The 15,528-nt window shown below is 40.9% G+C and carries 12 protein-coding genes; 7 read left to right on the top strand and 5 right to left on the bottom strand.

The annotated features are described in order from the left end of the window. Positions 1-344: 344 nt before the first annotated feature. A complete protein-coding gene (locus OHT75_RS10960) occupies positions 345-2,891 on the bottom strand; it encodes a TonB-dependent receptor plug domain-containing protein (RefSeq protein WP_264726529.1) in 2,547 nt (848 codons plus the stop codon). A gap of 600 nt (positions 2,892-3,491) precedes the next feature. Here OHT75_RS10960 and OHT75_RS10955 point away from each other — a divergent pair. Then, positions 3,492-5,090, top strand: a complete 1,599-nt coding sequence (locus OHT75_RS10955) for an AMP-binding protein (protein ID WP_264726528.1) — start codon at positions 3,492-3,494, stop codon at positions 5,088-5,090. A gap of 121 nt (positions 5,091-5,211) precedes the next feature. Here OHT75_RS10955 and OHT75_RS10950 read toward each other — a convergent pair whose 3' ends face one another. Continuing rightward, positions 5,212-6,936, bottom strand: coding sequence for an ABC transporter transmembrane domain-containing protein (locus OHT75_RS10950; protein WP_406682014.1), 1,725 nt, complete (start codon positions 6,934-6,936; stop codon positions 5,212-5,214). A 241-nt stretch (positions 6,937-7,177) separates the two neighbouring features. Between OHT75_RS10950 and OHT75_RS17980 the strand changes: the two genes are divergently transcribed. Beyond that, on the top strand, positions 7,178-7,675 hold the full coding sequence (locus OHT75_RS17980; protein WP_319803632.1) for a prepilin-type N-terminal cleavage/methylation domain-containing protein: 498 nt from the start codon (positions 7,178-7,180) through the stop codon (positions 7,673-7,675). Between the two features lie 48 nt (positions 7,676-7,723). Here OHT75_RS17980 and OHT75_RS10940 read toward each other — a convergent pair whose 3' ends face one another. Continuing rightward, on the bottom strand, positions 7,724-8,134 hold the full coding sequence (locus tag OHT75_RS10940) for a hypothetical protein (protein WP_264726526.1): 411 nt from the start codon (positions 8,132-8,134) through the stop codon (positions 7,724-7,726). 438 nt (positions 8,135-8,572) lie between these two features. On the opposite strand from OHT75_RS10940, the gene OHT75_RS10935 reads away from it, so the two are divergent. Beyond that, complete coding sequence (locus tag OHT75_RS10935) at positions 8,573-9,706, top strand: methyltransferase (protein WP_264726523.1); 1,134 nt, start codon at positions 8,573-8,575, stop codon at positions 9,704-9,706. Between the two features lie 34 nt (positions 9,707-9,740). Here OHT75_RS10935 and OHT75_RS10930 read toward each other — a convergent pair whose 3' ends face one another. Next, the gene (locus OHT75_RS10930; protein ID WP_264726521.1) at positions 9,741-10,619 is read right to left on the bottom strand and encodes a sterol desaturase family protein; all 879 of its coding nucleotides are present in this window, start codon (positions 10,617-10,619) and stop codon (positions 9,741-9,743) included. 37 nt (positions 10,620-10,656) lie between these two features. After that, positions 10,657-11,682 carry a DUF2804 domain-containing protein gene (locus tag OHT75_RS10925; protein WP_264726519.1) on the bottom strand — a complete coding sequence of 342 codons (1,026 nt, stop codon included), beginning with the start codon at positions 11,680-11,682 and terminating at the stop codon, positions 10,657-10,659. Positions 11,683-11,856: 174 nt separating this feature from the next. On the opposite strand from OHT75_RS10925, the gene OHT75_RS10920 reads away from it, so the two are divergent. The 4 genes from OHT75_RS10920 (at position 11,857) to OHT75_RS10905 (ending at position 15,513) form a co-directional block, all read left to right on the top strand. Continuing rightward, positions 11,857-12,423, top strand: a complete 567-nt coding sequence (locus OHT75_RS10920) for a YajG family lipoprotein (RefSeq protein ID WP_188840506.1) — start codon at positions 11,857-11,859, stop codon at positions 12,421-12,423. A gap of 56 nt (positions 12,424-12,479) precedes the next feature. Further along, positions 12,480-13,079, top strand: a complete 600-nt coding sequence (locus tag OHT75_RS10915; RefSeq protein ID WP_264726515.1) for a peptidylprolyl isomerase — start codon at positions 12,480-12,482, stop codon at positions 13,077-13,079. 310 nt (positions 13,080-13,389) lie between these two features. Beyond that, positions 13,390-13,731, top strand: a complete 342-nt coding sequence (locus OHT75_RS10910) for a hypothetical protein (RefSeq protein ID WP_264726513.1) — start codon at positions 13,390-13,392, stop codon at positions 13,729-13,731. Between the two features lie 372 nt (positions 13,732-14,103). Further along, a complete protein-coding gene (locus OHT75_RS10905) occupies positions 14,104-15,513 on the top strand; it encodes an AmpG family muropeptide MFS transporter (RefSeq protein ID WP_264726512.1) in 1,410 nt (469 codons plus the stop codon). Positions 15,514-15,528: the final 15 nt, after the last annotated feature.

Here is a 15,528-nt window from a genome sequence, read left to right as displayed (position 1 = left end):
TGAAAGATCAACAGCCCTGTATATATTTTGGTATTCTCAAAGCATCCATTAAAAGATCCGCCTTCTGAAGAAGGTGACTTTGATATCACTCCCTAAAAGGGAGCTTTTCTACCGTGCGTGACAAGACGCAGTAAATATATCCCTATAGGCTCTACTAAATTATCCCTGATTTAGAAGCTTGTATCACGCCACTAGCAAAGCTCACGTATCACTTAAGTTAATCAGCTATTGAACATCCTTCAGGCAAAGCCTGATTGATGATAACCACCTACTGAAGTAGGTAGTTTAGGGTTGAAAATAAAAAGACTGCCTGAGCAGTCTTTTTATACAACATTAAGCGATTTCTAGAAGCGGTAGTTTACCTTACCGTAGTAGTAGCCACCATTGTAATCAAATGGACCACTTTCATAGTAAACAGCACCTAACTCACCTAATGTGCCATCTTTTAGCTTCTGAGCTTCTTGGTCGAATATGTTATTCGCACCAATCGAGAAAGTTAAACTATCCATAACGGTATAGCTCACTTCAAGGTCGAAGGTAACAGCTGAATCAGCCATTTCAGAACCCCAATCAGAAGTGTCATCTGCATGGGTAGCGTAATATTCACCAAAATAGTTAGCACGTAAGTTCATGCTTAACTCATCCCAGTTTTGCCCCCAAGTTAAAGAACCACGATGTGCAGGAATACCATCTTCTAAACGGCGCACTTTACCTGGATCTGTGGTTTCTTCATTAAACTTATCAACGCTAGTATCCGTCCAGCCATAAGCTAGGCTAAACTTAGTATCGCCTGCGAGTAGTTCTGTATCATAAGATCCAACAATATCGATACCTTGAGTAGTTGTATCAAAGTCATTGGTATAATAAGTGACGGCAGAAATGAGTTCTGGGAACTCAACACCTGCTGCGCGAAGCGCATCGTAATCTTTGGCCTCTACTTCAATCTGACTTGATTGAGCAAGACGGCCTGTCACTTCAATATTATAATAATCAACAGTTAAGAAGAAATCACCACTTTGATAAACCGCACCTAAAGCATAGTTAATTGACTCTTCAGGTTCTAATACTTTACCACCATAAAATGCTGCTAGTGGATCGGTAGGAGGAGCAATAAAGGTCTGAATTAAATCGCCATTCACAATCGAGGTTTGAGTGTTAACGACGTTTTCTTGACCAACAGTGGGCGCACGGAAACCTGTACTATGTGATGCACGAAACGCTAAATCATCGGTAGCTGAATACTGCGCGGTGATTTTATAGTTCAGTGTATCGCCAAAGGTTGAGAAGTCTTCGTAACGAAGCGCTGCACCGAGCAACCATTTTTCACCTAAATAAGTTTCAACATCGGTATAAAGCGCGATGTTATCACGATCATTTTTACCTGCAGATTCTGGCCCAAAACCTTTAAAGCCGTGCGAGCCAATGTTGAACCCTTGATCTGCATAAGGACCTGCTATCCAAGAGGCTTCTTCACCTTGGGTAATTTCGAACGATTCTTCACGGTATTCAAAACCACTGGCAAAGTTAAGACCATTAAACACATCAAACAAGCGTGAGAAATCCAAGTTTACAGTGGTTTCCACTTGCTCATAAGCACCCGTTTCAAAGTCTGTTGGTGTATCTAGCCCCAAAGAAGGGTTTAAAGAATTACGTAAACTAAAGGTGGCTTTATTTGATCCTGTACCCGCACTAAGATCATAATCCCATTCAGCAATTTCACCTTTTACACCAGCAAAGAAAGACATATCGTCAATCGTGCCCGCAAATTGTGGGGTGTAGCCACCTGGGCGAATTTGGTTCATAGAGAAACAGTTAGGATCAGCAACCATTGCTTTATAGGCATCAGTGTCTAACACATTCGGCACATTTGCAGGAACCACAGCACAAGTTGATTGGTCGCCATTGACGGCACCAACAAGTAATGTTTCACCGCCATCAACCGAGTATACATTGCCACGGTTATGAGGATTACGGTAATAGAAACCACCCACAGCTTCACGCGATGATACGTTACCAAATGCATATATGCTGTGCTTATCGTTAATATCGAATCCAGAGTTGATAAAGACAGTGTAATCGTCTTTCAATTCTGGATTACCCCAAATTTGCGCAGGGTTTTGAATGAATTCATTACCACCAGCTGCAATTGCCGCTGCATCTGGACGTTGCACACTGCGACTTGTCGAATCTGCGGTTTTGTATTGCGCACTTAAATTAATAAAGCCGGCATCCGTTAACGGTAAACCGATATTGCCATCAATCGTTGTCGTCGCGCCGTCGCCTTCATAGTATTCGCCCTGGCTGACTGAAATAGAGCCGCCTTCAGCACTGTCTTTTAAAACAAAGTTCATTACGCCAGCAATAGCATCAGAACCATATTGTGCAGCGGCACCATCACGTAAAACCTCAACTTGCTTTAAGGCTGCGCTAGGGATGACTGAAATATCAGGCCCCTGTGCACCATCGTTAATACCGCCTCCTTGGAAAGCAATAACAGAAGCACGATGACGGCGCTTACCATTAACAAGTAATAAAGTACTGTCTGAAGGTAAGCCACGTAAGTTAACTGGACGCACTAATGTTGCTGCATCACTAATAGGTTGAGCACGAGAGTTAAAAGAAGGTACTGATGTGACCAACATATCAATCATGTCAGTTGAACCGTTTTTCTTTAAATCATCACTGCTAATAATATCGATAGGTACGGGCGATTCACCCACTGAACGGGGTGCAGATCGAGAGCCAATTACTGCAATTTTTTCTACATTTTCGCTAACGGTTTCTTCTTCAGCAGCAAAGACTGGTGAGCTTAACAAAGTACCAGACAGCGCGATAGAAACGGCTAAACTCAATGAGCTCTTACCGAATTTACTTTTATGATTAATTGTCATTATATGTTCTCAGTCATTATTATTTTGTTTAATGCTTGATGACTATTCCAAACACATCCTGTGTCAGAAACTGTCTCTCCCAAAGATAAAAATCATCATTCCAATTACATTTTTATAACAATATCAAAACAAATGCTAATACTTATTGCTGAATAACAGACAAAATTAATGGAAAACAACCCAAAAACCATAAGAAATTCAAAACAAAAACATCAAAATCAATACGTTAAATAAAAAACAAATAATTCAACTTTTTTAAGTGAATTTCTTCACAAACATAATGTACTAAAAAATTTACATGCAATGATAGTTAACCTGCATTTAAATATGTTCCATAAATCAACTATATAGTTGTAACAGTACAGGATTTTAATTTGGTCATCATTCGATCAACTTTGCTTAAATTCAAATGTAAACTTAACTGCAACACCTCAATAAAATAATAGAGTAAAAACTCTTAAATTCAATCATATACTGAGCGAGATACCATCACACACAACAGCAGTTTTTCATTGACCTGAAGCCTAAAAGCACACTAATCTAAACACTCGTTTGATTTGTTTACACCCAAGATAATTACAATACTAAAAGGTGATCTTTATGGCTTACGATGCAGATTCAGCACTTGACCTTGATAAATATTCCTCAATTGTTGATTTAATAGAAAAAAGTTGCGCCAAATACGGCAGTAAGACGGCTTATGCTTGCCTAGGTAAAAACACCACCTTTGATGAAATAGAAACACTATCGCGAGATTTTGCCGCTTATCTTCAACACTGCACTAATCTCCAACCTGGTGATCGTGTCGCCATTCAGTTACCCAACATCACCCAATTTGTTATTGCGGCTTATGGTGTTATTCGTGCAGGTTTCGTGATAGTGAATACAAATCCTCTGTATACCGAGCGTGAATTAATCCATCAATTTAATGACTCGGGAGCCAAAGCCTTAGTCGTTTTATCGGATTTATTACCGTCATTAGCGAAAGTGGTGAAATCAACTCCGATTGAACATGTTATTTCAACCCATGCTTTAGATCTCATATCAGGGCAAGTACAACCGAAAACCGCAATCAACAATGTTGAGTTCAATACAGTATTGAAGCGGGGAAAACAACATACCTATATTCCAGTAAAACCAAGTCATGGGGATTTAATCGCCTTGCAGTACACTGGTGGTACAACGGGTTTATCAAAAGGCGCCATGCTCACGCACCGCAATCTGTTGGCAAACTCTGGCCAAGTTAAATCCAGAATCGCCAGTGCAATGAGCGAAGGTAATGATATCTTTGTCGCGCCATTACCGATTTACCATATTTATGCCTTTATGGTGAATCTTGTACTGTATTTTGAATCGGGCGGTTGCTCGGTGCTCATTCCTAATCCACGTGATATTGGTGGATTAATTAAAACCATGAAGTCTTATCCGTTTACCGGATTCGCGGGACTGAACACCCTCTTCATCGGTTTATGCCACCAGCCTGAATTTAAAGCACTCGATTTTAGCAAAATGACCATTACTATCTCTGGTGGCACCGCTCTTACAAGCGCGGCAGCCAATTTATGGCAACAAACTACAGGCTGCATGATTTCTGAAGGTTATGGTTTATCTGAAACCTCACCCGTTGTCAGCTTAAATGCACCAGGTCACCAGCGTCTTGGCACCATTGGTAAGCCTGTACTCAGCACCAAAGTTAAAATTCTGGATATGAATGACAATGAGGTTGAAACAGGCATAGCAGGTGAACTTGCCGTTAGCGGGCCTCAAGTTATGTCAGGTTACTGGAATAAGCCTGAAGAAACGGCCAAGGTGATGACAAAAGAGGGCTATTTCAAAACCGGTGATATTGCCATTGCCACTGAAGATGGTTACCACTCGATTGTCGATCGTAAAAAAGACATGATCATTGTTTCTGGCTTTAATGTTTATCCCAATGAGGTAGAGGATGTGCTTTCAGGACATGAACTGGTTATGGAATGTGCCGTGGTAGGTGTTGCTGATGATCATTCCGGTGAAGCCGTAAAAGCTGTTGTTGTCCTCAAAGATCCCGACCAAGATCATGATGCCGCAAAATCAGCCATTAACGCCTATTGCCGCACTCAACTTACCGCTTATAAAGTACCGCGCATTTTAGAGTTCACTCCACAGTTACCCAAAAGCACGGTTGGGAAAATTTTGCGAAGAGAGCTCCGCAAATAGCCGCTCGGTTTATCTAATTTCGGGTTAAATACTCGCCAACAATAGGATGTAAACACCCCGCCCCCATAAAAAGATGCTTTGGCATCTTTTTATGGGTTCAATAATCTGAAGTGATGGTAAATTAGGTTTCAGGCTGTTCAGACAATAATTGCAAATTAGCGAACTCGCGGTAAAGCTCACTCGATTGCATAAGTTGATTGTGAGTTCCGGATGCAACTAACTGGCCTTTATCTAACACTAAAATACGATCAACATTAATCACAGTGGCTAACCGATGAGCAATAATCAATGTTGTCCGCCCCTGCATCAATGTCTCTAAGGCTTGTTTCACCTTAATTTCACTTACCGCATCAAGTGCACTCGTCGCTTCATCTAATAGTAAAACTGGCCTATTGGCTAAAATTGCTCTGGCAATCGCAATACGTTGCTTTTGCCCCCCAGATAAACGCACGCCTCGCTCACCTAAATAGGTTTCATAGCCCTGTGGAAAATCAATAATAAACTCGTCAGCTTTTGCCGCTATACAGGCCTGCTTAACTTCTTCAGCCGTCGCATCAATTCGTCCATAACGGACATTTTCAAACACACTTGCGGCAAAAATAACCGACTCTTGCGGAACTAAAGCATACTGCTGGCGCAGCTGTGATAAAGACAAATTGGCAATATCCATTCCATCTAATGATATTGTCCCCGATTTAGGTTGATAAAAACGTAATAACAACTCGAATAGCGTGCTCTTTCCTGCACCACTGGGGCCAACTAAAGCCACTCGTTCGCCGGCTTTAATGTCTACATTTAACTGATTAATCACCTCGGTATTAGGCTCTGATGGATAAGCAAACACTAACTCAGATAATGATAACGCACCTTGTGTGTTGCCGATTAACGGCTGCGGTTGTGCTAACTCGATAATATCGGTTGGCACTTGGCTCAACTCAATTAACCGTTCCGTTGCACCCGATGCCCGTTGAATTTCACTAAATACTTCACTGATCGTTGCCACAGCACCCGCTACCATAACAGCGTAAAACATAAAGGCGGAAAGCTCTCCGGCGGAGATCTTGCCTAACATGACATCTTGAGCGCCAACCCATGTCACAAATGCAATCGCCGAAATACTTAAAAACATTACCGTAGAAATAAGCAAAGCACGGTATTTTATACGCCCTCTTGCTACACTCATCACGGCTTCAACGCGAGTTGCAAACGCGGCGTTATCTTCAGCTTCATGGGTATAGGCTTGTACTGTATGTATTTCGTGTAGGGTTTCATCTATATAGGCACCAAGATCACCAAGCTTGTCTTGACTCTCGCGTGAAAAGCGCCTCACTTTGTTGCCAAAAAATGCCACGGGGCCTAATACTAGTGGCACGGCCAGCAAAACTAATCCGGTGAGTTTTACCGAGGTAAATCCCATCATAATAATGCCCCCCAACACAGTAACAGACGACCGTAAGGCCATCGATAAACTTGAGCCAACGACACTTTGCAGCAATGTTGTATCAGCGGTAAAACGAGAAATGACTTCTCCCGTACGTTGAGAGGCAAAAAAAGACGGTGATAAAGTCAGTAAGTGTGAATACACTTTTAATCGAATATCAGCGCTAACGCGCTCTCCCAACCAGGTCATCAAATAGAATCGACAAAACACTGCAGAGGCACTGACAATTGTAATGGCAACAATCAACAAAATGATTTCATTTAATCTGTCGCTATTGTTAGCAATAAATCCCTCATCAACCATCAACTTTACCCCTTGCCCCAGCGACAACCAGGCAAGCGAACCGATAAATAAAAATACAATTGCCGCAAAAACTTTCACTTTATAAGGACGCAGGAAACTCATAATCCAAGGGAGAACACGATAAGATGAAGTGTGTGAAGAAGCGTCAACCGACGGGGCCTTCAAGGTAGTAAGAGTCAATGTAATAATCCGCTAAAAACTAAGTTAACCAGATAGTAACAACAAAACCCATTATTGTAGATGTATTATCAAACCAAAAATGAAGCAAAATATTAACAATTGCTGTTACAATGGATTTCAATATCTAGGCGATAGTTAACTTAATGTCTTTAATTGAATGAATATGAATAATTCGAAAAATAAATTTTTATCACACTCACAGGGCTTTACATTAATAGAGTTAGTTGTGGTTATTATCATATTAGCGATATTAGCTATCGTTGCGTCGAGTAAATTTATTGATTTACGTCGTGATGCCATCATATCCACAATGGATGGAATGGAAAGCGCTATGCAAACAGCGGCCAGCCTCACTTATTCGAAAGCGGCTATTGCAGGAGTGGAAAAACTATCAAGCAGCACCCTTAACATTGATGGTATTGATGTTAATTTAGCTTTCGGTTATCCAGATGGCACCGCTGCCGGTATTGATTTATTGATGAATGTTCCGGATGTGGATGGAGACTGGAATAAACGCGCGAGTATATTTCCTGGTGCTTGGATCTATTGGCATGGCTTTATCACTGAAGATGCAGGCACCGCTGCGTGTTACTTGCGTTATCGTCAAGCCACCTCAATCAATCAGCGGCCAATTATTAATGTGGTCACAACTGGATGTTAGTAAAAAATTATTAAGCCATTTATTTTGATTAACAACATATTACTATGGTTATGTATCAGGGATGTTTTTGTCGAAGGCTTTCAAAGATCGCAAAAATATCCCTAAGCCACCCACACTCAAGATTAAAATAACAATCAAATCGAATGCACTCATATGGGTAAAACGAAAATTAATTGAGCTAATAACCCCAAATACAAGTGCAACTAAAGACCCAAAAGTCAGGATCCAACCCAACACATTTTTCGCATTATAAAACATCAGCCCTACACCAAACATAAAAGGGATCATTATCATCCCACTGGTTAGACTCATGCCGCCAACGTAATACAGACTTTGGCTAAAACCAAATGAGCTAGTTACTTTGATGGCGTTTAACAGCATATAAAAACCGCCACACATCATAACCAAGCCAGTCAAAAACGCTCCAATTCCCCCCGATGTTCCACCAGCGCCCTTCATAACATTCCTTTTTTTTAGCTGTATTTATCTGTTTATCATACGCATAACCTACATTAACTGGCAAATAGCCCATTGCATAATTTATCAACAAACATAAAACGCCCTAGCCTATTAATGATTAACCTTGTTAAGGCCTGTTTTACTACTTTGCTGCGCGATATTTATGCCATTTGAGCGTGTCGATTAAATCTCATAATGCTTAGTTTCACGATCTATTCGCTAGCTTTTATCATGTAGCCTGTGATTAATCTTTTAATGTAAGCAATATGTTGTTCTGTAGCTTGGGGAAATGAGCATAAAACGACATACTGCATTTGCCTGTCAAAATCCCCCTCAATATAATATTTAACCGTGTGCATATCACATTAATTGATTTCATTCTTAGGCCTGAGCTGAGATAATTAGCAGCTTTAGTGCAACAAAAATCTGGGTAAAAACATGACCGCTAGCCAATTCTCCTGCCAAGGTATCGAACTTACACTATTGCGCTACCCTAAACAGCAAGAATCTAATCTACAGGCATGGGATGCTGGTGATGAACACCTAGTCAAATATCTACTTGAACATCAACTTGAGCCTGTCAATACTGCGATTATTAATGACAGCTTCGGCGCCCTTCAGTGTGCATTAACCACTATTAACCCCAATTGGCCATTAATGGTTGAAACGGATGCTAAAACCAGTTTATTAGGGGCACAACAAAACTTACTGGTTAATCAACTCAGCATGGATCATATCAGCAACTTTAATAGCCGAGAGTTACTGCCCGACAATATTCAGCTGGTGTTAATGAAGTTACCTAAAAATTTAAGCTACTTCGCTCATCAATTACAGCGCCTGTCCCATGTATTACCAAAGGGAGTACAGGTGTTAATTAGCGCTAAAGCCAAATCAATTAACAAAGCAATCATTGAGTTGATCACCAAAAATTTAGGCCATGCGTCAGCGAGTTTAACTTGGAAGAAAACACGTATTATTAGCTGTATTAGTGATGGATTTGAGCGCGAACTGCCTAAAAATATTAGCTGGGATGTCAAAGAGTTAAACTTAACAATTAATAACCTCACTAACGTGTTTGCGGCTAACAAGCTCGATATTGGCGCACGATTTATGCTCGATAATATGCCTCAAGGTGAATACCGTAATATTATTGATTTAGGCTGTGGTAATGGCATCTTAGGTTTACGTGCTGCACAGCAACACCCTAATGCAACAATTCATTTTGTAGATGACTCTGAAATGGCAGTCGAATCAAGTCGGATTAACTATCAAGCGAATCAGCTTCAAGCCAAAGCAGAATTTCATTGGGATGATTGCTTAACAAATCTTGGTGATGAGACACCTGACCTGGTGTTATGTAATCCTCCTTTTCATCAAGGAGAAGCGATAACGGATCATATTGCCTGGCAGATGTTCTTAGATGCCTATCGTAAACTCGCGTCAGGCGGCGTATTACACATAGTGGGTAATCGCCATTTAGCCTATCACGTAAAAATAAAACGTATTTTTAAAAATTGCACCACGATAGCATCAAACGGTAAGTTCGTTATTTTACAGGCGATTAAGCAATAAGCGGCTCCCCTGCACTGGTGAAGATTTTTTATCGCTATTGCTCTCTATCAACGGGGTCATGATTGGGTGAATGCGCGGTTTGTGGTGGTGAAAACAACAGTTTAACTTTTTGCCAGGCTGTTAAGTTAGGCGCGCCAAGGTCTTTCAATAAATCTCGCCATTCTGCAAATGTTACCGTAATCGGATTAACACTGTTTACTGGCTTAGTGATGCCATATTCAACCGTGGCAACTTCTGGCTCAAACGTGCCAAATATCTTATCCCAAATAATTAATACACCGGCGTAATTTTTATCTATATATTGCGGATTACGCCCATGGTGCACCCTATGATGGGATGGCGTATTAAAAATATACTCAATGAAACCAAGTGTTTTTACAGCCTGAGTATGCACAAAAAATTGCAAACCTAAATTAAGCAACACCGCGAACACAACCCAGTTTGGGTCAAAGCCTATGACAACAAGTGGTAGCCAAAATAGCCACATCCCCGCTAATGGATACATTAGGCTTTGCCTAAACGCAGTACTAAAATTCATATTTTCTGAGCTATGATGTACAACATGTGCAGCCCACATCCAACGAATACGATGACTGGCACGGTGAAACCAGTAATAACAAAAATCTTGAGCAACCAGCAAAACGATGAAACTCACCAGTGTCATTTGAATATCAAATAAGCGCCAGCCAAACAGCCACAAATACACTTTGGCAATCAATAATCCACTGAGCAAATCGGCAAGTTGATGCATAGTCGCAAGTGCTAAATTACACATAACTTCAACGCCACGATACTGAGCACTCGCAGGCAAACGTTTTCTAGCAAGCCATTCAAGTAAAATACACACAAAAAATAGCGGTGCGAGCACTAGCAGTAATAGTTCCGGATGGGATATCAGCCAATCAAAATTCATTTCGTTTTCCGTTCTTCTTCCATAAAGCAAAACATCATTACCATTTCGCAAAATGATCTTCAGCTAACCCAAGTTGATTGTGGAGTTGATACTTTTTACCTTCATTATCAACCAACACCCCACTGTAATAGCCTATATATTGGCGAAAGTTATTTTTGATAAAACCAAGATTTAGTTTCTCTTTGCGACAATTGAGTGCCCTAAACGTTAAATCGACTTGCCCATCATTTGTGGTTATTTGCCAAAAATCATCACTGGTATGACGGTTAAACAGAAAGTTAGCGGCACCTAAAAAGTGTCGCTGGCCATTTACCCACATCACATTCTCAGTATTTCCCGTTTCATTTACCCCTGCAGCCAAATTTAAACCTATGGTGCCTTGCGGCGTCAAAGCATTAATCGAAGCCCAGCGCCAGGCCGTTTTAGCCCGCATATAACCTGCTGAAAAATCATAACTTGCCAAAGCATGTTGTAATGGTTGCGGCTCACTAAAAATGGTCAGTTCCCCTGTGACAGCCAGTGCATTATGTTTTTGAGTATAGGTCCAGCCGTTATAGCCCGTTGGGGTTGATAAACTCAGGGGTAAACTCAATGGCGGCGCAGTCAAGGTTAGCTTAGCTTGAATATTGGTTAGAATAATATTGACGTGCCAATGCCCCTCTTTAATATCAAACTCGAAATGATGCTGTTTACTACCTACCCTAGCAGTCCCCTTTTGCGGGGATGCACTTAAACGGCAACCTACACCAAATGGCCTTAACCACTCAGACTGCACTAAACGATTCGATTTAATGTCATAAAGATAACAAAAGCTTGATGCAGCATATCGAATATCCGCAATGGCTAAACCTAAAATATATCGTTGAGTAACAATACTGACAAATTGAAACTGTTTAAAATCAAAATGTTTGGCCATAAACGATGCGGTTCTGTCCATTTCGTTATGGTACTTAAATGCCTTTAGATTGAGGTTTTCAACACTGCCATCAAATAAACCAAAAATAGGTTGACCATCAGGACCAATTAAATTTACCGGAGCCAGTTGCGGTTGCACAAGCTGCATAATACATCCATAGAGTTAACATCGTTATTACTGTTAACTTGACCTGAACAATACGGATTGTCAATCAACATGAATCGCCAATCTAATGACAATACCGACTCTGTTAAAAAGAAAGATTTCTGGTATCCTTTAGCTATCTGTATTTTGTTAACACAATGATTTATAAACGTCACTATGAAAAAAATAATTCCAACTGTACTGAGCATTCTGTTATTAAGCGCTTGTGCTAGCAACGAGCCCACTCACATTGCATTAAATCCCACACTGGGAGCCGTGAGTTTACACACCAATAATGACACCGCTATCAGTTTTGAAATGGTTGATACTCGATCTAAAAACTTTATTGTTCAATTTGATCAAGCACCAAAACCACCAAGATTAGTCAGCGCCAGTGAGCCTGTTCGAGTACAACTTGATGCCCTGTTTCGTGCAGGTATGCGCAAAGCTGGTTATGTAATAGATCCTGCTGCAAGTAAGCAAGTGCAATTCCAGCTGGAATATTTGCTGACGGATGTCACTGATAACACAATGAATTATGAGGCTAAAACACGTCTAGTTATCAATGTGAAAGCGACAAATTCACGTCAAGAGTTTACCAAAAGCTTTAGTGGTAATGGCTACCTAAAAGGCGCATTTAGTCCTGACTTCGCAACACTCGAATTAGACATTAATAAGTTAATAGATAAATTAACCACAGAAATCCTCAATGACGATGAGCTGCATCAATTCTTGAACAATTAATCGTTTTACATTTAATCGCTAAACGCTGACATAAATAACTAACAAAAGGGACATCCATGTTTGCTAGATTTAATGCCATTATCGCAGCTTTTGCACTGGTGCTAATCAGCATCAGTCATGCTCACGCCGCCGTAGATATTCAACCTGATACGCTTTATCCCAAAGTGGCATTGGACACCTCTATGGGTAAAATTGTTGTAGAGCTAGACCGTACCAGAGCCCCAAAAACGGTAGATAACTTTCTAACTTATGTGGTCAAAGGTGAATATAACAACACCCTTTTTCACCGCGTCATTGCTGAATTTGTTGTACAAGGTGGTGGATTAACGCCGGGGTTAGAAGAGTTGCCTTCCAGCGATGCTGTAGTGAATGAATCTGGAAATGGTTTATCAAATGGCATAGGCACAATTGCGATGGCACGAGATAACGACCCACATTCAGCTACTCGTCAATTTTATTTCAATGTGGGTGATAACAAAAAGCTGGATCCCTCAAAACGTCGCTGGGGATATGCGGTATTTGGTGAAGTTGTAGAAGGTATGGATGTTTTAGAGGCCATATCTTTAGTGCCAACGGAGCACAATAAAACGTTAAATTGGCCTGATGTGCCCGTTAATCAGGTTATTTTAAACAAAGCGACATTGTTAGCTCGATAAATCATCACCTCAATAGCAAGAGATCGCCCCCCAAATAAATGCGCTGTAGGTAAAACGATAGCGCATTTTATCCTTTAAAATGCGCTATCGGCAAAACCCTTGGTTTTTTGAATCTTATTTTTGTTGTATGGACAGTGTTAACCCACTATTTATTCGTAAGTCATTCAATCAATTTGTTAATTTATTAATTTTAACAAACATTAATTTTTCAACTCTTTACTATCGCCTTACGCTTTTACGTCTATACTCTAAAAAGTAGCTTACACACTGTTCTGTTTTTTCTTCACGCATTCATTTCAAGGACGTTTATATGACAGCTAATGATTTTATTGAAACTAAAGCCCCCCAACTGGCTTTTTACGGCAAAGCTTTTTTGGACAACCAACTAGAATACCAAGAAATACAACTTTATATGTGGGATGTGCTTGAAGAGTGGCAACATTTAACAGAAATGACCCCAACGATGGAGTGTCCACAAACTGACACCGAAACCGTATTTTGGTATCTATTACATTGCTTCGATAAGTGGCCTGATTGGGCACTGCGCGGCAATCAATTACTGCGCAGCCAAGTGGATGAATGCTGCGATTACATCAACATAGGTGGAACCTTGCCACAAAGTTGCGTCGGTGTTCGCCCCCTCGCCCTGTGACACACAAAATACAACAACGGTTGATACTCACTCGCCACTCAACGCCATTGACTTAAGCAAAATGAACCTCTAATCGGGTTAAAAGTTGAATTAACAAGATTTAAACCTTAGATTCAAACGGTTACCGTTATCTTTTAAATTTGCCCTGATAACAGGCGGAGCTAAACCTCAATAGTGGATCTCGGCTTTGGTTACGCCTCACTTTGCCCCCCTTCCGGGGGCTATTGCAAGTCAATTCAACGCGGATAAGGATGAGAAAAATAGTTTAATCTGCATTTTTATCCTAAGCTGAGGTTAAATTGATAACCAATGGCTTGAACCATTCAATCACACCCCGTAAGCTAGCCACATTGCCTCCTTAGTCTTGAATTCATGTCGGATATATTAAGTCGTTGTCGTGATCTCGTTGCCGTTTATTACCATAAACGGGTACTTATTTTATTATTGCTTGGGTTTTCAGCGGGCTTGCCGTTAATGCTCGTTTTTTCAACCCTAAGCTTTTGGTTACGAGAAGCGGGAGTTGATCGTGCTGCCATAGGTTACTTTAGCTGGATAGCGCTAACATACGCCTTTAAATGGGCTTGGTCACCGTTAGTTGACCGCATGTCTTTACCCATATTCACAGCTTTTTTTGGTAGACGTCGCGGTTGGATGATCTTCGCCCAGCTGTGCTTAATTGGTTCTATCATCGGGATGTCGACAAGTGATCCGCTAGAAGATCTCGAACGTCTTGCGCTTTGCGCCTTACTATTGGCGTTTGCTTCTGCAACCCAAGATATTGTCATTGATGCATTTAGGATTGATTCAGCCCCTGAGAAAATGCAAGCAGCGCTAGCCGCGGCATACCAAGTCGGTTATCGCAGCGCCATGATCGTCGCCACAGCAGGCGCGCTGACCATTGCAGCTTGGGTATCGCCAGATAATCTAGAATATAATCTTGCGTCTTGGCAAACGGCGTATTTCATTATGGCGCTGTTAATGAGCGTAGGCCTTATTACGGCATTGTTTGCTAAAGAACCGCTTGTTGATACCAAAGAGGCCGATGAAGAAGAGCGCCAATTACAAATGCGCTTCGCTGAGCGTTATCCAGATAAAGTTGCTAAAGCTTTCGCATGGATATATTGCGCCAGTGTATTGCCATTCAGTGACTTTTTTAAACGTTATGGCAAAACGGCTATTCTGATATTATTGCTGATCTCTTGCTATCGTATTTCCGACATTGTCATGGGCGTGATGGCCAATGTCTTTTATGTGGATATGGGTTTTAGCAAAGAAGAAATCGCTTTTTTAAGCAAAGTGTACGGATTAATCATGACCTTGCTTGGTGCCGGTGCTGGGGGAATTTTAGTAATGAAATACGGCACGATGCGAATTCTATTTTTAGGCGCATTGTTAGTCGCCTTGACCAATTTATTATTTGCCTGGCAAGCCCATATTGGCTACGACGTGTCATTTTTAACTTTCGCGATTTCGGTCGACAACTTTAGTGCTGGCATTGCAACCGCAGCCTTTATTGCTTACTTATCAAAATTAACCAGTAGCGGTTATAGCGCAACGCAATATGCCTTGTTGTCATCGATTATGATTTTATTCCCTAAATTTATCGCTGGTTTTTCAGGGGAGTACGTGAATGCGTTTGGTTACGTAAACTTCTTTATCGCCGCCAGTTTAATCGGCTTTCCGGTATTGTTATTAATTAGTTTACTGAATAAAGCAACCATCAAAGAAAACAAACGCATTCAAGCTAAAATTAACAGTGAACAAGACAGCGAACAGGGATAGCGATGATTGAAACGG

The sequence above is a fragment of the Shewanella subflava genome, from assembly GCF_025971955.1.
Classification (GTDB): Bacteria; Pseudomonadota; Gammaproteobacteria; order Enterobacterales; family Shewanellaceae; genus Shewanella; species Shewanella subflava.
This window is presented reverse-complemented; position numbering and strand designations above follow the sequence as displayed.